Genomic DNA, 19,951 nt, shown 5'->3' on the forward strand with positions numbered 1-19,951 from the left:
GCGGTGTCGACGGCGGAGTCAATTGCCGCTGACAGCACCGCTTTCCCCCGGGACTTCCTCCACCAGCAACACCACGCCCTCTCGGTTGCCGTCCAGTGGTGAGCAGGTCACCGCACAGGTGATCGAACGTCCGATGCGGTTGATAGCCGCGATCTCCAAGGGACCGTCGCGGTGCGCCGTCTTGAGACAGCGCTGGATGCTTTCGTGCAGCAGCTGTGTCGGCAGTCCGAAGTCCAGCGCGAAGAACACCTGCTGCTGCACCTCTTCCGAACGCAGTCCCCACATGTCTTCCGCGCCGCGATTCCAGCTCCGCACGCGCAGCTGACCATCGAGCACCACCACGCAGGCGGCGACGCTGGACAGTACGCCTTCCAAAAAGGTTCGGGTCTCGTCCAACTCGTCGGTCCGGATCCGCATCTCCTCGTTCATGGTCTCGAGTTCTTCGTTGCCCGACTGGAGTTCTTCGTTGGTGGCTTCGAGCTCTTCGTTGGTGGACTGGAGTTCTTCGTTGGTGGTTTCGAGTTCTTCGATGCTGGACTGGAGTTCTTCGTTGGTGGTCTCGAGCTCCTCATTGGTCGACTGGAGCTCCTCGTACGCGGTCTCCAGCTCCTCCCGCTTCACCTTGACTTCGAGTGAGAGCCGGGTCGGCATCGTCGTGTCGACGAAGTTGATCACCACACCGACGTCAGACCCGTCCCCGGCCCACAGCGGTTGGACGTGCACCTCGAAGTACTGGATCTCGTCCGGTCCGACCTTGCGTTCGGCCGAGCTGACCCTGATGTTGCGGCGTTCGGCCTTCGCTTGCTCGATCAGTGAGCGCAATTCGACCGGGCGATAGGAGATTTCCAGTTCGCTCAGTGGCCTGCCGACGTCGTGTGAGGTGAGGGCGAACTGGTTGCGCACCTGATTGTTCAGAATGCTCACCCGGCCTTCGGCGTCCAGGCACAGCACGCCGAAAGGTGCGGTGTCCAGCGCGAGCTCGCTGAGTTGGCGCCGCTTGACCAGGCCGTGTACCTCCGCACCGAGGTTGACGTCGAGCCGTGGGGCGGCTGCCTGGTGCACCGGCTTCGCATCGCCGGCTTGGCGCCGGAAGATGCGCTGGCGCATGTTCGCCACACTGAACTGCTCGCCGTCGGACAGCAACAACTCGGCCTTGCCGAGAAAGAGGAAGCCGCCGTTGCGCAGCGCGAAGCGGAACCGGTCCAGAATCTGGGACTGCGCCTCTGCATTGAAGTACATCAACGTGTTTCGGCACACCAGCAGGTCAAGCCGCGAGATCGGTGCGTCGCGGGTGATGTCGTGGCGGCCGAAGATCACCCGGCGCCGCAGGTCGGATCGAAAAATGAACCGATCACCGTTCTGCTCGAAGTAGCGATCCCGGAGTTCACTGGACAGGGGGCTGAGTGCCTTCGCGGAGTACAGGCCCGAGCGCGCTTCGCGAAGGGCTTCCTCGTCGACGTCGGTGCCGTAGAGCTTGACCCGCTTGACGCAGTCGTCGATGCCGAGCACTTCGGCGAAGGCGATCGCCAGCGAGTAGGCTTCCTCGCCGCTGGAGCAGCCCGCGCTCCAGATCCGAATCTCATCATCGGATTCCGTATTCGCGATCACCTCAGGAAGTACTTCGCGTTGCAGGTATTGCCATGCGTCCACATCGCGGAAGAAGCTGGTGACGTTGATCAGAATGGTGTTGAACAGGTCGCGGAACTCATCGGCGTTGCTTTCCAACAGGTCTCGATAGTCGAGGTAGTCGCTGACCTGTACCTCATGCATGCGCTTGCGGATCCGCCTGGTCAGTGAGGTGCGCTTGTAGCCGGTGAAGTCGAAGCCGCGCGAGTCGCGGATGAACAGCAGGAGGTCCTCCAGTGCCGGGTCGGCAGTGGGGATTTCGTCGCTTGCCTCGGTCATGATCTCCTCACTGGGTCGGTCATGAAGTGCGGTCCATCACCAGACTGCGGATGACGGAGGCGATCTCGTCCAGGGGCAGTACGAGATCCGCGTCGCCGGTCGCCATCGCTGCCGTTGGCATGCCGTTGAACTCCGCGGTCGCCGGGTCCTGCACGATCACCGTGCCGCCGCGAGACTTGACGGCGCTGACCCCCATTGCGCCGTCGCTGCCGGTTCCGGTCAGCACACAGGCGATCGCACGGGGACCGTACGCACCTGCTACCGACTCGAACAGCAGATCGGCCGACGGACGCACGAAATGGACGAGTTCACTGCTGGAGAGAGTCAGGACGCCGGGTGGTTCCACCAGCAGATGGTAGTTCGGCGGTGCGATGTAGACGTTGCCAGGTTCGATCGGCTCGCCCGCAGTCGCCAACCGCACGCGCAGTGCGGTCCGTCGTGCGAGCAATTCGGCGAGAACGGTTTTGTGTCGTGGGTCCAGGTGCTGGACGACCAAGACCGGAACCGGGAGTTCGGCGGGCAGCGCACCGAACACGGTGAACAGTGCGGTGATACCGCCTGCCGAGGAGGCGATAGCCACCACGGAATACTGATCAGCCGTGGTCATGGTCGCGCCAAACCAGTGGGGAGAAGCACGAGGATCACGGTATCGTCCCGGTCGCTCGTGTCCAGGTAGTCGGCGCGGGGCGGCGTGGTCTGGGTGGGGGGCGACATGGTGCCTCCGGATCGCTCGCGTGCCCGCAGCGCTGCGTTATGAAAGTCGGGGTGGTGAAAGTCGGGGTCGTAATGGTAACTCTACGCCCGAAGTGCCAGCTCAGAGCCGGGAGTCGAGGGATAAGCCGACGCCGTTGTCTGTGCCTTCGTGTTTGTGTCGGCGTGCATCGGTTATCCGCCAACCGTCCGGCCGAAAACAGCGGGTCGGTCGAACCCGACGAAAGGGGCTAGACGATGAGCACAGCGGACAAGGCCAAGAACAAGGCCGAAGATCTCGCAGGCCGAGCGAAGGAAAAGTTCGGCCAGGCCACCGATGACCGGGACATGGAGAACGAGGGCAAGGCCGATCAGGTCAAGTCCAACCTCAAGGATGCGGGCGAAAAGGTCAAGGACGCCTTCCGCAACTGATCGAACCGGCTTCTGCCGCCGAGCGGGTGTGCGCCTACCGGGTGCCGCCCGCTCGGCCATGCCCGGGTTCGTTGAGTGAACCGTGAGATCGCGAGTGCGCCGGGGATAGGGTGCAATGGTCCCTCGCGGGATCAACGGCTCGGGAGGAACACAGATGATCGCGGCACGGATGCTGGCTGTCGTTGCGACGGTAGTCGTCGGGGCCGGCTTGGTCGGCGGAGTAGGACCGGCGGCGGCGGGGCCCGCGTCATGCGCGGCGGGAAATCCGTTGCAGCCCACCGCGGAACTCTTCGCGACCGACAACACGGCGACGATCACCGATCCGGAGGATCAGCGGCTGCGCAACCGGCTGGAGGGATTCGAGCTCGCCGTCGACGGTATCGCGGTGCAGCACATCGGATTACCGGTCGGGTCAACGCTGGTGAGCGGCGTCTTCTGGTCGGATGAACGGCAGCAGGCGACCTACGAGCGCTCCCGCGAGTTCCATCTGGCCTGTGTGGACGAGGCCGAGCTGCGGCGAATCGCCGATCAGGTGCGCGTTCGATTCCAGCAGGAGTCGGTGCTGACCTTCCAACGGCTTGCGCCGAATTCGACTGGGGTGGACGCGTTCACGGTGCGGGTCGCCGGGGTCGATGTGCGGCGGTTCCGCGACAGTTTGGTCGCTGATCCGGTGGCCCGTGAGCACCTGGTCGGCGGCTCGATCACCGAGGCGAACACGTTGATCCTCGTGGTCGACCTCGCGGATACGGCGTTGGCCCAGCAGTTCGTCGCAGGCATTGGCGGCGCATGGGACGCGGCGAGCATCCAGTACGGCGATCGCGAGTTCGTCAGCGCCTGACGAGGTTTCGGCTACGTCTCGATCTTGCGCAGGATATCGCGCAGCGTCCGCAGGTCCTCGTCGGGCAATGCGACGACCTCCGCGGGCGCCGGGTCGGGCGTCGCCAGTGCCTGGGCGAGCACGGCCCGGCCAGGCAGGGTGATGGAAACCTGCTTGCGGCGTCGGTTGGTCGGATCGATCTCTCGGACGACCAGACCGCGCTCCTCCAGATCGTTGACCGCGACGGTGGCCGCCGGTGCGTCGATCCCGGCGGCGTGCGCCAGTTCCTTCACGGTCATCGGTCCTGGCCGCAGACGCTTGAGTACGCGAATCCGGCTGAACGGCAATCCCGTTCGCTCGCTCACCGCGCGCCGCCACGGGGCGAGGCTGTCCGTGACGAGCCGAGTGAGCAGCGCCCACACCTCGTCGGCGGCACGGGTGTCTTCAGGCATGAACGGGCACTTTCTGTTCGAGTAGCGGGGCGACGCGATCGCTGGAGCGCTTGGCCCACGGGGTGTTCGCGGCAATGCCAAGTATGGCGACACCCGCGGTGAGCACCGCGATCACCCACCACAGCCCGGCGCCGGTCAACGCGCCGCACAGGGCAACACCGATGCTCACACCCACCTGACGGCTGGTCGAGGCGACCGAGGCCGCGGCGCCCGCCCGGTCCAGCGGCATCCCACTGACGGCCGTGGTGGTGATCGGCGCGTTCACCATGCCGAAGCCGATGCCGAAGATCGCGAACATGATCACCAGCGCCCACACCGGCGTGGTCGGGTCCAGCGTGGTGAGCAGGACGGCGGCGACCGTCATCATGACACCGGCGGCGATCAGCGACGGCCGGGTGCCGTACTTGCCGACCAGGCGCCCGGACAGCGGCGAGAAGATCACCATCGCAATGGCCATCGCCAGGTACAGCAGGCCCGTGTGCACGGCCGAATAGTGCCGGACCGTTTGCAGATACAGCGAGCAGGTGAACAGGAACGCGCCGAGGGTGGCGAACGAGAAGATGGCGATCACCGTCGCCGAGGAGAACGGCACACTGCGGAAGAAGCGCAGATCGATGAACGGATCCTGCCTGCGTGCCTCGTAATACACGAACGCCGCCAACGCCAGCGCCGAGACCACGAAGATCGCCGGTTGCCGTTCGATCAGCCCGAAGACCATCGAGAACAGGAACACCACCGCGAGCACCTGCCCGATCGGATCGATGCCACGCACCGTCGCGGACTTCGATTCCGGCACAAAGACAGTCGTGAGAACCAGTGCGATGGCGCAGATCGGCAGGTTGATCCAGAACACGGCCTGCCAGCCGAGAGTATCGATCAGCACGCCGCCAACGGTCGGCCCGAGCGCCATCGCGATGCCGACCACCGCGCCCCAAACCCCGATCGCGCGAGCACGTTCCACCCGTTCGGTGAAGACGGTGGTGATGATCGACATCGCCACCGGGTTGAGCATCGACCCGCCGATCGCCTGCAGGAACCGCGCGCCGATCAGGACCTCGATCGTCGGCGCCAAGCTGCACAGCAGCGAACCGATCGCAAAGGTAGCCAACCCGATCCGGAACACCCGCTTGCGCCCGAACCGATCCGCCGCCGCGCCGGCCAGCATCAGCAGGCTGGCCAATGTCAGCGTGTAGACGTCGACGATCCACTGCAATCGGGACAGCGGGGCGTGCAGATCGACCTGAATGGTCGGTATCGCGACATTCACGATGGTCGCGTCCATCGACACGATCAGCAGACTCATGCAACAGGTAGCGAGCACGAGCGTCTTCCGTCGCGCTGACAGCCCTTCAACAGTTGTAACCACACAACTATTGTGTAACTACAACCTTTCCAAGCGCAAGGGCTGTGACTGATTTCGCAGCTCAGGGGCGGACTCCTCCTCGGCCGAGGGGCTACTGGCCTACCCTGACTACGGTTCGTTGGTCCGTTTTAGGGAGTCTCGGTGGGTGCGCTGGTCAAGGGACAGAACAGGGCGCTTGCCGCGGCGCGGGTCGTCGTATCGGTGCGGACCGAGGCGGCCGTCGATGTGTCGGCGCTGTTGGTGACCGAGGCGGGCGTAGTGCGCTCGGACGATGATTTCGTGTTCTTCAATCAGCCCAGTGCGCCCGGAGTCGTGTTGCAGGCGGGAGCCCCCGGGGCATTGGCGGTTTCGTTCGACGAGGTGCCTGCCGAGATAGTGCAGTTGCGCGCGGTCATCACGTTGGCCGATCCGACGGAGGCCTTCGGGCGGTACGGCGCTCCAGTGGCGACCGTGGCCGACGCGAGCGGAAATGTGTTGTACGAGTACCGGATCGAAGGCCTCGACAGCGAGTCTGTGGTCATCGCGTTGGAGCTCTATCGCCGCGGGGCGGAGTGGAAGGTCCGGGCGGTAGGGCAGGGGTATGCGGGCGGCTTCGCGGCACTCGTCACCGATCACGGTGTGCGAGTGGACGATGCGGACGAGTCCGCAGAAATGCACCGTGCGCCCGGGCAGGTCTCGCCTGCCGAACCTCAGATCCGCACCGTCCCAGGCGAAGCCGCGCTCTCCTTCGAGAAGCGTGAAAAACTCGACCTGCGCAAGCGTGCCGTCGCCAAGGTGCTCCTCGACAAGAATGCCTTCGGCGTCCGGGCGCGGGTGGTGCTGGTGATCGACAAGACCGGCAGCATGCTCAAGCAATACCGCACCCAGGTCGTGCATCGCGTGGTGCAGCGGATGGTCCCGGTGGCCATCCAGCTCGACGACAACGGCGCACTGGAGGCGTATCTCTACGCGCTGTCGTTCGCCAAGTTGCCCGACATCACCGTCGAGCACAGCGACGCATGGGCGGAGACCTTCCTGCATCTCGGCGGCACCCACGGCGGCATCGACTACGACCGGATCGGTGGCCGCAACGACGAATTGCCGATCATGCGCGACATCATGGACTCGCTACGCCCTGGCGACGGGCCGACCTTGATCCTCTTCTTCACCGACGGCGGCTTCGCGAAGAAGCGTGAGATCGCCGCGCTCATGCGCGAGGCCTCGCACCTGCCTGCCTTCTGGCAGTTCATCGGCCTCGGCAAGGCCAACTACGGTGTCCTCCGGTCGCTCGACGAGATGACGGATCGAATCGTCGACAACGCAGGCTTTTTCGCACTCGACGACATCGACCGGGTGGATGACGCCGAGCTGTATGCGCGCCTGCTCGGCGAGTTTCCCGACTGGATCAAGGCCGCCACGTCGGCGGGCGTGTTGCGCTGACCCTCCGCGTGGCGTTGTGAAATATGGTCAGTGCCTTGGCATCTGCTCTATCGCCCAGCGTGCCCACTCCTCGTTCATCGCGCAGTACCGTTCGCCCCACTCGAGCGCGATCCGGCCGTATCGGGAGTACTCGTCGTCCGGCCAGTCGATGGATTCGCGCAGTTCGCTGAGTTCGGCCGCCTCGGCGGCGGCGAGCATCGCGAGTTCGTTGAGGTAGGACTCGGCCTGCTTTCGGGACAGCACACCGAGGAAGAAGACGCGGAGCAATTTCTCGTTGCGCGCCAGCGGTTTCGGCTTGGTTTCGGTGAGCCAGCGGCGCAGCTCGGTCAGGCCGGCGTCGGAGATCGTGTATTCCTTGCGGCCGCGCGGTCCCGCGTCCGACACGGCTATCAAGCCGGCCTCGGCCAGCGCGCTGAGTTCGGTATAGATCTGGCTCTGCGTTCCCGACCATGCGTAGGCCAGCGAGGACTTGAACTGCTGGATCAGGTCGTAACCGCTGGCCGGGCACTCGGCCAGCATGCCGAGGATTGCATACCGGAGACTCATGCGGGTCACCCTACATTCCACTCTTGACAGGTCGAATCAGGTGATTCTACTTTTGACATGTCAGAATAGGAATACGCGAGCGACCGTCGCGTCGCCCACCTTCGGACCGAGCCGCTTGCGGGCGCTCGATCAGATCGGTTGTCTCCCATGACTACTGCGCTTCCCCATCTCACCGGCAACTACGCGCCCGTCACCGACGAATTGACCGTCGTCGACCTTCCCGTCACCGGGCAGATCCCGCCCGAGCTCACCGGCTGGTACCTGCGCAACGGCCCGAATCCGCATGCCGCAGCGTCGCGCCACTGGTTCGCCGGCGACGGCATGGTGCACGGCGTGCGGATCGAGAACGGTCGGGCGGTCTCGTACCGCAACCGTTGGGTCCGCACGACCACCTTCACCGACGGTGCCCGCGGCTACGACGAAGCAGGCAACCGGGATTTTTCGGCCGGGGTCGCCAACACCCACGTCGTCCGGCATGCCGGACGCACGCTTGCGTTGGTCGAGTCGTCGTATCCGTACGAGTTGACCTGTGAGCTGGACACCGTCGGCTCCTACGATTTCGACGGGAAACTGCGCACGGCGATGACCGCGCATCCGAAGACCTGTCCGGTCACCGGCGAGTTGCACTTCTTCGGCTACGAGGTGGTCAGAGAGCCGTTCCTGACCTATCACCGGGCAGACGCGGACGGGAATCTGCTGATCAGCCGCCCCATCGACGTGCCTGCCGCAACCATGCACCACGATTTCAACCTCACGGCGGAGCACGTCGTATTCATGGATCTGCCAGTCCTGTTCGATCGGGAGACCGCGGCGTCCGGCGGGGGCATGCCGTTCCGCTGGAGTGACGACCACCAGGCAAGGCTCGGGGTGCTGCGGCGCGACGACCCGTTCGGTGAGGTGCGCTGGTTCTCGATCGACCCCTGCTATGTCTTCCACCCGCTCAACGCGCACGACGAGCCGGGGAAGATCGTGCTGTTCGTGATGCGCTATCCGGAGTTGTGGCGGACCGATTCGCATGTCTTCGAGAAGGCGACGCTCTGGCGCTGGACCATCGATCTCGCCGCGGGCACCGTCGCCGAGGAACAGGTCGACGATCGGGCCGCCGAGTTCCCCCGGGTGGACGATCGCCTGATCGGCCTGGACGCGCGCTTCGGACACGTCGCGGTGGCCGTGGATTCCGGTGCACTGTTGCGCGGCGGGGATTCCGGTGCGCTGCTCCGCTACGACCTGCACACCGGCAGCAGCACGACCCACGAATTCGGGCCAGGCCGCACGCCGGGCGAGGCGGTCTTCGCCCCGGCAGACGAGAACCCCGGCGGCAACGGCTACTTGATGACCTACGTCTACGACGCCGAATCCGATCGCAGCGAGCTGGTCATCCTGGACGCCACCGACCTGACCGCAGCACCGGTCGCCACGATCCAGCTACCGCGCCGAGTCCCGTTCGGCTTCCACGGAAGCTGGCTCGCCGACTGACTTTCGGCCGCTACCAGCGCATTCGTACCTCCTAGCCGCTCGGGCGGCAGGGGGTGCGGGTCTCGGCTAGCCGATGACGGCGTTCATGATGGTGCCCGCGCTGGTGGCGACGACGCCACCGATCATCGCGCCTGCCACCATCTTCGGGGAGTCCAGGCCGCCGCCGGTCCATTTCTCCCAGGCGAACTTGCCGCCCGCGTAGACGATGGCGGTGATGCCGGCGAGCAGGACGAACCAGGTGAAGTACCGGACCAGTTGGAGGAACTTGTCGGAAACGGGCGGCGCCTCGGGCTGCGGGTTTCCGATCTGCGCAAGCAGGGTGTCGTGCACGGCAAGCAAGATCATCGTGGTCAGCTCACTCTGGATTCGGGACGGGACATAGTCGCTGACAGTGATGGTATCGGTTTGTTCGCTGCTACGCAGTCACGTCTGCACAGCAAAGGTGGTCGAAGTCGGCGCATGGCCCGCGGCCGGCGGCGTCGAGGGGTGGGTCGGCACAGGAAAGTTCGGTGTCGCGGGGGCCTTGCCGGGGTTGCGGTAGGTCGGGATGATGGAAGGGGCGGGGTGCTCGAAGACCCGGGCCGCCGCCCACTGCCGGATCCGCCGGCGGGTTGCTACTACCGCTTGGGGGCCGATTCCGCAGGTGATCGCGGCGGGTGCTGTGTTGTTCTGCGCAGAGCGCCCATGGCGCGTCGGCGGACCCGTATCCTCGACCATGATCGAATGCGTCGGTGGTTTAACAACTTTCGCGCGTGGTAGCTCGATGGTTGTAGCGGAGTGTAGGGAGTAGACGGTGAGCATCATTCTGGCGTCGGTCGGAGATACCTTCACGACTCTGGCGCAGATCAGCAACCCCACCCCGGAGGCGCCACCCCTGTCGGACAAGCTGTTACAGATGGTTCGGTACCTGACCTGGTTCGCGATCCTGTCGGGCATCCTCGCCATCGTCTTCGCAGGCGGCAAGTTCGCCTGGGAGAAATGGCAGGGCGGTGCACTCCAATCGCCCAAGATGGTCGCGGGAGCGATGATCGGCGGCGTGGTCGCCACCAGCGCGGGCACCATCATGAACGCGTTGGTCGGCTAGCACGCTCGGCGGGCGGTGCGTCCACAGAGGCTTGGCACTATTCACAGAGGTGACAACCTCTGTGAATAGTCGACAGGGTTTGTGAGAGGCGCTGGCGGCCCGGCGCGGTCAGTCGCCTGCCCATGTCCAGTGGGGTACTTCGCGGATCGGGTGCAACTGTGCGTCGGTCTTTGCGTGTGAGTTCTGCTGGGCCACTTGGGCTCCGAACGAGACGTGCTCGTAGACGGCCTGGCGGAAGTCGGGGTTGTCGAAAAGTCCTGCCTCTTCGAAGGATTCCATGTACACCTCGATGAACCGCTCTCGCTGCGCGTCGGTGATGGCCAGGCTGCGGTGCACCGCGATGAGATAGTCGAAGCCAAGCGCGCGGCTGAATCGGTCAGGCCCGCCGAAGGATTCGGCGGTGAACCAGGTGAGATGGTCGACATGATCCGGTAGTCGCTCGGTGAACAGGGTTTTCAGCACCGGATCGGCGAGTGCCTTGTCGTAGAACGCCGTTTCGACGCGATGCAACACCGCGTCGCCGCCGACGTGTTCGAACAGACTGGGCATGAGGACCTCCGAACAGGAGAGGCAAATCGAACTTCCTCATTAGAGGCCGCACATCCTTCGGTGTCTCCGGATTGCCGCGTATTGGACCCCGCCGCCTGCCCGTCGTGAGCTGCGATCGCCCAGGATTAGGAATCGCACTGTCCTAAGTCGTTCGTACCTTGGATCTCATGACGAACTCGATGAATATGGTCACGCCCCAGACGCTTTCGGCCGAGGCGATACAGCGCTATCGCAGTGAGGGGTTCCTGCACATCCCTCGGGTGCTCGATCCCGCGGAGGTGCGGGAGTTTCTCGACGACGCACGTGCGCAACTCGACCGGGAGCAGAAGGCGTCCTGGGACGACGGGCACGGCAACGTGATGGATTGGGTGGTCGAACCGGAGGCCAAGAGCGCGGCGATGCGCCGACTAGCGCTGCATCCCGGCATCACCGGGATCGCGGAGAAGCTCGCCGGTCGTCCGCTGCGCATGTTCAAGAGTGAGTTGCTCCGCAAACGGACCGTCGGTGCCGCCCCGACGCCGCTGCACATCGACGCTCCTGCGTTCCCCATCGCGGGGACCGACGTGACGTTGACCGTGTGGGTCGCGCTCGTCGACGTGCCGGTCGAGCGCGGTTGCATGACATTCATCCCCGGCTCGCATCATGGGCAGGCCGATGCCGGAATGTCTTTCGAGCCGCGTCCGCAACTGCGCTGGTGGCCGCGGGTCACGGTGCCGCTGCGCGCAGGCGACTGCACCGTCCATAGTGCGCGTCTCGCGCATGCGGCCGGGACCAATGAAACCGACGTCGCCCGAATCAGTTTGGCGACGGTGTACATGGATGCCGAAGCCACCTATGACCCAGCCCCTGCGGGGGCCGAGTCGAACTACCAGGACGAGGTGGTGGATATCGCGCCTGGGCAGCCGATGGATACCGCCCGCTATCCGCGGGTCGGGTCGAGCGCATAGCACGCTGACGCCGTCGAACGCCGTCCGTGGGTCCAGGCGGCGTTCGCCGTATTGGTGGAAGGATCAAGTAAACGGGTTTTACTAAACACTGTTCACAAGGTCGCGATCTGTGGTTGCATCTCAATTGGAACGCGTTCCACACAATGTCGTGAGGTCTGCAGCCCAGACCGGTAGGAGATAACCGTGACCGTGACCACGCCCTCGATCCCCGCAGGATTCGACTTCACCGACCCAGACATGCTCGCCAAGCGACTGCCCGTTCAGGAGTTCGCCGAGCTGCGCCGCACCGCCCCCGTGTGGTGGTGCGCGCAGTCCGGCCGGTCCAGCGGGTTCGACGACGGCGGCTACTGGGTCGTCTCCAAACTCGACCACATCAAGGAGATCTCGAAGCATCCGGAGCTGTACTCGTCGCACGAGAACGGTTCCATCATCCGGTTCAACGAAGAAGTCAGCCCCGAGCAGATCGACATGCTCAGCGACATGCTGCTGATCAACCTCGATCCGCCCAAGCACACCAAGGTCCGCCGGATCATCTCGAAGGGCTTCACGCCGCGCGCGATCGAGAGCCTGCGCGCCGCGCTCACCGAGCGCGCCGAGCGAATCGTGCACGAGGCCAAGAAGTCCGGCACCGGCGACTTCGTCGAACAGGTCGCCTGCGAACTGCCGCTGCAGGCGATCGCCGAACTCATCGGCATCCCGCAGGACGACCGCAAGAAGATCTTCGACTGGTCCAACCAGATGATCTCCTACGACGACCCCGAATTCGAAGGCGATCACCAGGCCGCCACCGCCGAGGTGATGGGCTACGCGTGGAACATGGCCGAGGAGCGCCGCAAGTGTCCGGCCGACGACATCGTCACCCAGCTGGTCAACGCCGATATCGACGGCGAAGGCCTGGCGTCGGACGAGTTCGCCTTCTTCGTCATTCTGCTCTCGGTGGCGGGCAACGAGACCACCCGCAACTCGATCACGCACGGCATGAAGGCCTTCGTGGACAACCCGGCGCAATGGGAGCTGTACAAGGAGCAGCGTCCGCGCACCGCGCCCGACGAGATCGTCCGCTGGGCGACCCCGGTGAATGCCTTCCAGCGCACCGCGACCCAGGATCTGGAGCTCGGCGGCCAGCTGATCAAGAAGGGTCAGCGGATCGGATTGTTCTACGGCTCGGCCAATTTCGACGAGGACGCGTTCAACGACCCGTTCAGCTTCGATGTGCTGCGCAACCCCAACCCGCACGTCGGGTTCGGCGGCACCGGCACCCACTACTGCGTCGGCGCCAATCTCGCTCGCCTGCAGATCGATCTGATGTTCAACGCGATCGCCGACGCGATGCCGAACCTGAGCCAGGTCGCCGATCCGGTCCGGCTTCGCTCGGGGTGGCTGAACGGCATCAAACGGTGGGACGTCAAATACGCTTGAGCGATCAAGCGTGAAGGAGGCGGTGTGAGTAACCCCAAACCGAGGGGCCGCTCGCCGGTCGTGACCGACGCGGAGATCCGGCGGGTGGCCCGGACGCTGCTGGTCGAGCACGGCCCTGACGCGGTGAGCCTGCGTGCGATCGCGCGCGCGCTCGGCATCACCGCGCCCGCGCTGTACCGGTACTACGGCTCGCTGGACGACCTGCTCGAAACGCTGCGTCTCGAGTTCTGCGCCGACCTCGCCGCCGAACTGTCGGCCGAGATCGCGACGCTGCCGGACGACGGCGTCGTCCAGTTCTTCGCCATCTGCCAGGGATTTCGACGCTGGGCGCTGGCGCACACCAGGGAGTTCACCCTGGTGTTCGCCTCGCCGGGCAGCGGAGAGGCCAGGGCGCTGCGCCGCTTCGACGAGCCGTTCGGCCGGATCTTCCTCGCCGCCGCGGGCAGGCTGCTCGCCAACTACGACATCGTGACGCCGCGCACCGACGTCATTCCGCCGGAGTTGCGCGAGGACCTCGTGCATTTCCAGACCGAGCTGCTCGCCTCGCTGTCGGAGTCCGGGCAGAAGTTTCCCGCGGAGAAGCTCGACCTCGGCGTCACCTATCTGATGATCCAGATGTGGGCCCGCCTCTACGGCCACGTGACGCTGGAGGTTTTCGGCAATTACCCCATCCCGCTGTCGAATCCGGAGGTCCTGTTCGACGCGACGCTCGCCGAGCTCGGTCGCACCATAGGCCTGCTCGACGAGCGCGAGTAGCCGAGATCCGCACTCCTTCGGTGGATCGGCACCGGTTGCGGGCGCCCGGAACCGGTGCGGATCCCCGGAGCGGGTGCGGATTTGCAGAAGGGGCACTCAGATGCGTGCGCCCTTGGCGCGATTGCAGGCGCGGCACAGGATTTGGAGGTTGGTCGCGCTGGTGGCGCCGCCGCGGCTGAGCGGGATGATGTGGTCGAATTCGAGGTAGTGGCTGTCGCCGCATTCGACGCATTTGCCGCCGTCCCGTTGCCACACTTCGGCTTTCACCTCCTGCGGGATGCTGCGGGTGTCCCGCTGGGCTGGGGTGAGGATGAGGCGTTTGGCGACCCGTAGCGCACCCTCCAGCGCGGCGGCGACGTAATCGGGGTCGGTGACGGTGAAGGTGGCGCCGCCACGGGCCGAGGTCGCGGCCAGCACCACGGCATCCAGCTCGGCGTGCACGGAAACGACCCGGTTCCACGGCAATTCGGTGCCGGTTCCGTCGCCGACGAAACGGAGCTTCTTGTTGCTGACGATGAGCCGGCCGTCGGTCAGCCGTGGACCGCGCGCCAGCTGGCGCACGTGGACGGCGGGCAGGTCGAGGTGCACCTTCTCCTCGGGGTCGAGGTGCAGGCCTGGCGTCCGCATCACCGGCAGATCGCCGGCCCGCAGCCGGGACAGGGTGCGGCCGCGATGCATTCGCCTGCGCAGGTCCTCGATCAGCGGGCCTGCCAAGGCCAGCTCGGCAACGGCATGTTCGAACGCCGCCAGCTCGTCCTGTTCGACCTCGCCGTCGGCGAAGGTGAAGGTGACCAACCGCTCCGCGTAGCTGAGCCCGACATCGCGCAATGCCTCGCGGCCCGCGGACTCCTCGATCCGCTGATACCGCAACGACGCCCAGAGGGCCGCCCACTCCGGGCCGCGCGGTCCATAGGTGGTGAGGACGCGCCATGCCTGGGTGTGCCAGTGCGTCAGGAACTCCTCGATCTCGCCCGCGCAGGACTGGCACGGCGCGAGACCACCGAACAGTTTGCGGCGACGTTGGTTTCCGCAGCGCGCGCAATGCCGGTCGCTCGGCGGCACGCCCCGTTGGGTGGCCGTGGTCCACTCCGTCCCGTCCCACCAGCGCAGCCGTGCCGGATTTTCCGGGTCCGGATGCCAGTCGGCTAGTTCGGGATTCGTCGGCGGCGCGGGCGGCGGCGCAGGTTCCTGACGCCGCGCGAGCTCGACTGTCCGGTGCCACCGGCTTTCCGGCGCCGACGGTTCGTCGAGCGGGTCGGTCCACGAGCCTGTCGAGAACTCCTCGACCGTTGTGCGCCGACTCGGATCGCTCAGGTCCGCCTCAACCTGGTTGCGTTCCAGTTCCTCCCGCGATCGACGACCACCGAACGGGTCGGCCGAGTGCGCGGTCCTGGCCCGCTCGGCTGGATCGTCGACGCTGACCCCGAATTCGGTGACCAGCCCGGTCAATCCGGTGTCCCAGCCCTGGCCGATGGCGCGGAATCGCCACTGGCCGTCCCTGCGGTAGAACTCGCCGAACATCAGCGCGGTGACGGCGTCGGCGTTCTCGATGTCGAATCCGGCCATCGGGCCGTTGGCGTCGTGGATGGTGAGGGTGAGCCCGGTGATGTCGCCGAAGGTCGCCTCGTCGACCGAGCCGCTGATCACGATCCGAGCCACGTCCGCCTCGGTGCGGGGCAGCGAGACGCTCAGCCGCGCGGTCTGCGGCGCGGGCTGCTGATCGAGCGTGACCGCCTGCGAGACGTGGCGCGGCGCGTTGTAGAACACCAGATCCCGATCGGTGCGCACCGTGCCGTCCTGGCCGAGCAGCAGGGCATGCGCGTCTACCGCATGCGCCGACCGCCACGAAACAACCACGGCAAGAAGGGATGTCGGTACCCCTGCATTAGCGCCTCTGCTGAGTTTCATCGTGCTCGAACTATGCCACGACCCTACGACACGCCGACTCCGTCGGTCCCTTCACTCGGCGGGGCGCACCGCCGTCGGCGGGGATTTCCCACGCTCACAGCGGGTTCGCGGGTGTCAGTGGCTGGCGCGGTCGCGTGCCGCACGCAGCGTGGCCGCGGCCTTGAGCACCATCTCGTGAAACTCGTCCTCGGCATCGGAATCGAGCACGATGGCCCCGCCCGCGCCGATCCGCCAGCGACCGTCGTAGCGCACGGCGGTCCGGATGACGATGTTGAGGTCGGCGGTGCCGCCGAGCCCGAGGAAGCCGATGGTGCCCGAATAGACCCCGCGCGCTTCGGTTTCCAGCTCGTCGATGATCTCCATGGTGCGCAGCTTCGGCGCTCCGGTCATCGAACCGCCGGGGAAACACGCACGCAGGCAGTCGATCACGCCCACCTCGGGGCGCAGCGTGCCGCGCACGGTGGACACCAGTTGATGCATGGTCATGTACGACTCGATGGCCATCAACTTGGGGACGTGCACGCTGCCGATCTCGCACACCCGGCCGAGGTCGTTGCGCAGCAGGTCGACGATCATCAGGTTCTCGGCCCTGGTCTTCGGGCTGTCGGCCAGTGCGCGAGCCAGCTCGGTGTCCTCGGCCGCGGTGGCGCCGCGCGCGGCGGTGCCCTTGATCGGCTTGCTCTCCACCGTGCGCCTGCGATCGACCTTCAGGAAGCGTTCCGGTGAGGAGCAGGCGATTTCGAGGTCGTCGAACCGCAGGTACGCCGCGTAGGGCGCCGGGTTGCAGCGGCGAAGGGTGCGATAGAAGTCGAGGCCGTCGTCCTCCGCGGCGGGCACGGTCGCGCTGTCGGTGAGGCAGATCTCGTAGGACTCGCCCGCGTGCAGTCGTTCCTGGCAGACCGCGATGTCGGCGAGGTACCGCTCGCGGCCGCGGGTCAGCAGTGGCTCGACGAGATCGCTGTCCGAAGGCACCTCCAGCGTCGGCGGATTCCGCCAGGTGGGCAGGGCTTCGAGGGTTTCCCTGGTGTCGCGCAGCCAGTCGGCGCCCGCGACTTTGGTGTCCGGTGTCGAATCCGTCAGCGACAGCAGGTGTGTGCGGCCGCCGACATGATCGACGACCACGATCCGGTCGGCGAAGAGCCATTGCGCGTCCGGCGTCGGCGCGCGATGCGCGACCTGCCCGCCGCAGTCGGCCTTCACCTCGTAGCCGAGGTATCCGACGTACCCGCCCGCGAAATCGAAAGGCAGGTCGGGGAGTTCGAGGTGCCGCAGCCGTAATTCGGCGGCCAGATAGTCGAGCACCCCGCCCGCGACGACGCGCCGATTCCCGTCCGACGATTCGACGGTCACCTCGCCGGTGCCGACCCGATACCGCACCACCTCGGCCAGTGGCCCGCTGGCATCGCCGAGGAACGAGAACCGATCGAGTCCAGGCTCGACATGCTCGCTGTCGAGCCAGAAAGCAGTGGGGGAGTTGCTGTACAGCCGGACGAACGCGCTTTCGGTATCGATCGGCCGCTCGATCACGGTGTGCTGTAACTGCCAGCGCCGCGGGCGCCCGCCGTAGCGGTCCAGGATTTCGGTGCGCGGCGGACGTGCGTTGAATTGCGTGGCGACGGAGGGGAATTGCTCGGATGCCGACACGGAGACGGTCGACCGTGATCCCGCGTCGGGGCGGTCGAGGGTGACGGGCCGCAGCCGCATCGTCACCGGCTCGGAGCGCCGGACAAGCGTTTCCCGGTCGGTAGGCGATACCCGGTGTGCCGCAGTCAGTTTCGCGAAGTTGCGCAGGATCGTCGCGCCGAATTCGCTGGCGATCGACTCGGGATGGAACTGCACACCCCACTGCGGTCGATCGCGATGCCGCACGCCCATGATCACTCCGTCGGCGGCCGTCGCGGTGATCTCCAGGCAGTCCGGCAGCGGTCGCTGCGCGCAGAGCGAGTGGTAGCGGACGGCGGTGAACCCTTGCGGCAGTCCGGCGAACAGGTCGCGGTCGTCGTGTTCGATCCGATCGAGGTAGCCGTGCCGCGCCGCCGGCGCGACGGCGACGGTACCGCCCGCCGCGACCACGATGCCCTGATGCCCGAGGCACACGCCGAGCAGTGGCAGCCGTGCCTCGCGGATCACCGTCGCCGAGATCCCGATATCGCGGGCCACGTCCGGCCTGCCCGGTCCCGGGGAGATCACCACGTTGTCGAAGCGCGCCAATTCGAGCTCGCCGACCTCGTCGTTCCTCACGACAGTCGGCTCGATGCCGTTCACCTGGCTGATCAGCTGATACAGGTTGTAGGTGAAGGAGTCGTAATTGTCGATCAGCAACGTGCGCATGGTGCCCGAAACCCTACGCCGCACGCGTTTCGCCTAACTGTTGTCGTGTGCCGTCAGTTTAGGTCGGCGGGTGGTGCACAATGTTGGACATGTCTGTTGCGCAACCCGTCGGTGTGGATCGCGAACTCGTCGACTTCGCCATGGTCGGCAAGTGGATGGATGAGCAGGGCCTGCCCGCAGGCGAATTCGAGGAGGTGGCCGCGCTCGGTGGTGGCACCCAGAACGTCATGCTCCGATTCACCCGCGGCGGTTGCGACTACGTGCTGCGGCGCGGCCCGAAGCACCTGCGCGCCAAGAGCAACGACGTGATCCGCCGGGAGGCGCGACTGCTCGGCGCGATCAACGGCACCGATGTGCGCGCGCCTCGAGTCATCGCGGCGTGCCCGGACGACTCGGTGATCGGCGCGGTGTTCTATCTGATGGAGCCGATCAACGGCTTCAATCCGGCCAACGAGCTGCCGGACTTGCATGCGGGCGATCCGGAGATCCGCAAGCAGATGGGCCTGTCCGCGGTCGAGGCGATCGCCAGGCTCGGCGCGCTCGACTACCAGGCGCTCGGCCTCGCCGACTACGGCAAGCCCGAGGGCTTCCTGGAACGGCAGGTGCCGCGCTGGCTCGGTGAGCTCGAATCGTATTCGGCCAACGAGGGCTACCCGGGCCCGGAGATCCCTGGCGTCGAGCGGACCGGGGAGTGGCTGGATCGCCATCGGCCCGCGCAGTGGACGCCGGGCATCCTGCACGGTGACTGCCATCTGGCGAACATGATGTTCTCCTACGACGGCCCGGAAGTTGCGGCCATGGTCGACTGGGAGATGTCGACCATCGGTGACCCGCTGCTCGATCTCGGCTGGCAGATCGCCACCCGGCCGGTGCCTGGCACCACCGGCGCTGCGCTGGTCGGCAAGTTGGGTGGAGCAGGCGGGCTGCCGACGCCGGAGGAGATGGTCGCCCACTACGGCCGGTTCTCCGAGCGCGATCTCAGCGCCGTGTCCTGGTACACCGTGCTCGCCTGCTTCAAGCTCGGCATCGTGCTGGAGGGCACGCACGCCCGCGCGTTCGCGGGCAAGGCGCCCAAGCAGGTCGGCGACTTCCTGCACGCCATCACGCTCGAGTTGTTCGAGCGTGCTCATCAGCTGATGGAATGATTGTCGGGATGTTGCGGCTGTTTGTCTGAATATTTGTCGCCGAATATATTGAGCCACGCTACCTTTGGCGCATGCCGATCGTTCCTGATGTGAAGAACTGGACCTGGGTGGTCGAACGCCCTTGTCCCGATTGCGGTTTCGACCCCAACGCGACCGCCTACGAAGCGGTGCCCGGGTTGACGCGCGACAGCGCCGCCCGGTTCGCCGAGGTCCTCGACCGTCCCGGTGTCCGGGTGCGGCCGGACGACTCGACCTGGTCTGCGCTCGAATACGGCGCGCACGTCCGCGACGTGTGCCGCCTGTTCGATGTCCGTCTCGCTCTGATGCTGGCTGGCACGGCCGACGGCTCGATCCCGCGGTTCGCGAACTGGGACCAGGACGAGACCGCCGTGACCGATCGCTACGACATTCAGGACCCCGCCCGGGTTGCGACCGAACTGGCTCAGGCGGCCGACGCCGTAGCTCGCGCCTTCGAGTCCGTTCCGCTCGCGCAGCGCGACCGGCGCGGCGAACGCAGCGACGGCGCGGTGTTCACGGTCGACTCGTTCGCTCGCTATTTCATTCACGATCTGGTGCACCACGTGCACGACGTCCGCGGCTGAGATCCGGCCCGGTACTAGAACGTGTTCGGATGGTCCGATCACCTGTACCGCTGAATTTTCGAGCCGGTACTAGAACGCGTTCCACTTTTCTCGTAGTGTGGGTGCAGTCA

The 19,951-nt window shown here is 65.9% G+C and carries 20 protein-coding genes; 10 read left to right on the top strand and 10 right to left on the bottom strand.

Annotated elements, in window-relative coordinates; genetic code table 11:
- Nucleotides 1–18: 18 nt before the first annotated feature.
- The gene (locus tag NA11_RS29135) at nt 19–1,905 is read right to left on the bottom strand and encodes a CheR family methyltransferase (protein WP_069165228.1); all 1,887 of its coding nucleotides are present in this window, start codon (nt 1,903–1,905) and stop codon (nt 19–21) included.
- A gap of 19 nt (nt 1,906–1,924) precedes the next feature.
- Entirely contained in the window at nt 1,925–2,512 is a 588-nt protein-coding gene (locus NA11_RS29140; protein WP_069165229.1) for a chemotaxis protein CheB, read from the bottom strand.
- 341 nt (nt 2,513–2,853) lie between these two features.
- On the opposite strand from NA11_RS29140, the gene NA11_RS29145 reads away from it, so the two are divergent.
- Both NA11_RS29145 and NA11_RS29150 read left to right on the top strand, forming a co-directional pair.
- A complete protein-coding gene (locus tag NA11_RS29145) occupies nt 2,854–3,027 on the top strand; it encodes a CsbD family protein (protein ID WP_069165230.1) in 174 nt (57 codons plus the stop codon).
- A 154-nt stretch (nt 3,028–3,181) separates the two neighbouring features.
- Nucleotides 3,182–3,865: a hypothetical protein gene (locus NA11_RS29150; protein ID WP_069165273.1), complete on the top strand. Its 684-nt coding sequence runs from the start codon at nt 3,182–3,184 to the stop codon at nt 3,863–3,865.
- An 11-nt stretch (nt 3,866–3,876) separates the two neighbouring features.
- Here NA11_RS29150 and NA11_RS29155 read toward each other — a convergent pair whose 3' ends face one another.
- On the bottom strand, nt 3,877–4,296 hold the full coding sequence (locus NA11_RS29155) for a MarR family winged helix-turn-helix transcriptional regulator (protein WP_069165231.1): 420 nt from the start codon (nt 4,294–4,296) through the stop codon (nt 3,877–3,879).
- Complete coding sequence (locus NA11_RS29160) at nt 4,289–5,662, bottom strand: MFS transporter (RefSeq protein ID WP_167837759.1); 1,374 nt, start codon at nt 5,660–5,662, stop codon at nt 4,289–4,291. Before NA11_RS29160 ends, NA11_RS29155 begins: the two co-directional genes overlap by 8 nt.
- A gap of 138 nt (nt 5,663–5,800) precedes the next feature.
- Here NA11_RS29160 and NA11_RS29165 point away from each other — a divergent pair, with 138 nt between their 5' ends.
- Entirely contained in the window at nt 5,801–7,078 is a 1,278-nt protein-coding gene (locus NA11_RS29165) for a vWA domain-containing protein (RefSeq protein ID WP_069165233.1), read from the top strand.
- A gap of 27 nt (nt 7,079–7,105) precedes the next feature.
- Here the strand turns inward: NA11_RS29165 and NA11_RS29170 are convergent, their stop codons facing one another.
- Nucleotides 7,106–7,624 carry a PadR family transcriptional regulator gene (locus NA11_RS29170; protein WP_069165234.1) on the bottom strand — a complete coding sequence of 173 codons (519 nt, stop codon included), beginning with the start codon at nt 7,622–7,624 and terminating at the stop codon, nt 7,106–7,108.
- A gap of 147 nt (nt 7,625–7,771) precedes the next feature.
- Between NA11_RS29170 and NA11_RS29175 the strand changes: the two genes are divergently transcribed.
- Complete coding sequence (locus NA11_RS29175) at nt 7,772–9,100, top strand: carotenoid oxygenase family protein (protein ID WP_069165235.1); 1,329 nt, start codon at nt 7,772–7,774, stop codon at nt 9,098–9,100.
- Between the two features lie 66 nt (nt 9,101–9,166).
- Here the strand turns inward: NA11_RS29175 and NA11_RS29180 are convergent, their stop codons facing one another.
- Both NA11_RS29180 and NA11_RS45060 read right to left on the bottom strand, forming a co-directional pair.
- A complete protein-coding gene (locus tag NA11_RS29180) occupies nt 9,167–9,445 on the bottom strand; it encodes a hypothetical protein (protein ID WP_069165236.1) in 279 nt (92 codons plus the stop codon).
- Between the two features lie 78 nt (nt 9,446–9,523).
- Complete coding sequence (locus NA11_RS45060) at nt 9,524–9,817, bottom strand: hypothetical protein (RefSeq protein WP_141717907.1); 294 nt, start codon at nt 9,815–9,817, stop codon at nt 9,524–9,526.
- A 76-nt stretch (nt 9,818–9,893) separates the two neighbouring features.
- Between NA11_RS45060 and NA11_RS29185 the strand changes: the two genes are divergently transcribed.
- Nucleotides 9,894–10,184, top strand: coding sequence for a hypothetical protein (locus NA11_RS29185; protein ID WP_069165237.1), 291 nt, complete (start codon nt 9,894–9,896; stop codon nt 10,182–10,184).
- A 108-nt stretch (nt 10,185–10,292) separates the two neighbouring features.
- On the opposite strand, the gene NA11_RS29190 is transcribed toward NA11_RS29185, so the two are convergent.
- The gene (locus NA11_RS29190) at nt 10,293–10,733 is read right to left on the bottom strand and encodes a globin domain-containing protein (RefSeq protein WP_069165238.1); all 441 of its coding nucleotides are present in this window, start codon (nt 10,731–10,733) and stop codon (nt 10,293–10,295) included.
- A gap of 167 nt (nt 10,734–10,900) precedes the next feature.
- Here NA11_RS29190 and NA11_RS29195 point away from each other — a divergent pair, with 167 nt between their 5' ends.
- From NA11_RS29195 to NA11_RS29205, 3 genes are all read left to right on the top strand, one after another.
- Complete coding sequence (locus NA11_RS29195) at nt 10,901–11,680, top strand: phytanoyl-CoA dioxygenase family protein (RefSeq protein ID WP_069165239.1); 780 nt, start codon at nt 10,901–10,903, stop codon at nt 11,678–11,680.
- A 189-nt stretch (nt 11,681–11,869) separates the two neighbouring features.
- The gene (locus NA11_RS29200; protein WP_069165274.1) at nt 11,870–13,099 is read left to right on the top strand and encodes a cytochrome P450; all 1,230 of its coding nucleotides are present in this window, start codon (nt 11,870–11,872) and stop codon (nt 13,097–13,099) included.
- A 24-nt stretch (nt 13,100–13,123) separates the two neighbouring features.
- Entirely contained in the window at nt 13,124–13,855 is a 732-nt protein-coding gene (locus tag NA11_RS29205) for a TetR/AcrR family transcriptional regulator (RefSeq protein WP_069165240.1), read from the top strand.
- A gap of 96 nt (nt 13,856–13,951) precedes the next feature.
- On the opposite strand, the gene NA11_RS29210 is transcribed toward NA11_RS29205, so the two are convergent.
- Nucleotides 13,952–15,763, bottom strand: a complete 1,812-nt coding sequence (locus NA11_RS29210; protein WP_069165241.1) for a TerD family protein — start codon at nt 15,761–15,763, stop codon at nt 13,952–13,954.
- A 114-nt stretch (nt 15,764–15,877) separates the two neighbouring features.
- Nucleotides 15,878–18,094: an aminodeoxychorismate synthase gene (gene pabB, locus NA11_RS29215; protein ID WP_069165242.1), complete on the bottom strand. Its 2,217-nt coding sequence runs from the start codon at nt 18,092–18,094 to the stop codon at nt 15,878–15,880.
- Between the two features lie 80 nt (nt 18,095–18,174).
- Here pabB and NA11_RS29220 point away from each other — a divergent pair, with 80 nt between their 5' ends.
- Nucleotides 18,175–19,239: a phosphotransferase family protein gene (locus NA11_RS29220; protein ID WP_084655168.1), complete on the top strand. Its 1,065-nt coding sequence runs from the start codon at nt 18,175–18,177 to the stop codon at nt 19,237–19,239.
- Nucleotides 19,240–19,310: 71 nt separating this feature from the next.
- The gene (locus NA11_RS29225; protein WP_069165243.1) at nt 19,311–19,841 is read left to right on the top strand and encodes a DinB family protein; all 531 of its coding nucleotides are present in this window, start codon (nt 19,311–19,313) and stop codon (nt 19,839–19,841) included.
- Nucleotides 19,842–19,951: the final 110 nt, after the last annotated feature.

This window comes from Nocardia altamirensis NBRC 108246, assembly GCF_001612685.1.
GTDB classification, from domain to species: Bacteria; Actinomycetota; Actinomycetes; order Mycobacteriales; family Mycobacteriaceae; genus Nocardia; species Nocardia altamirensis.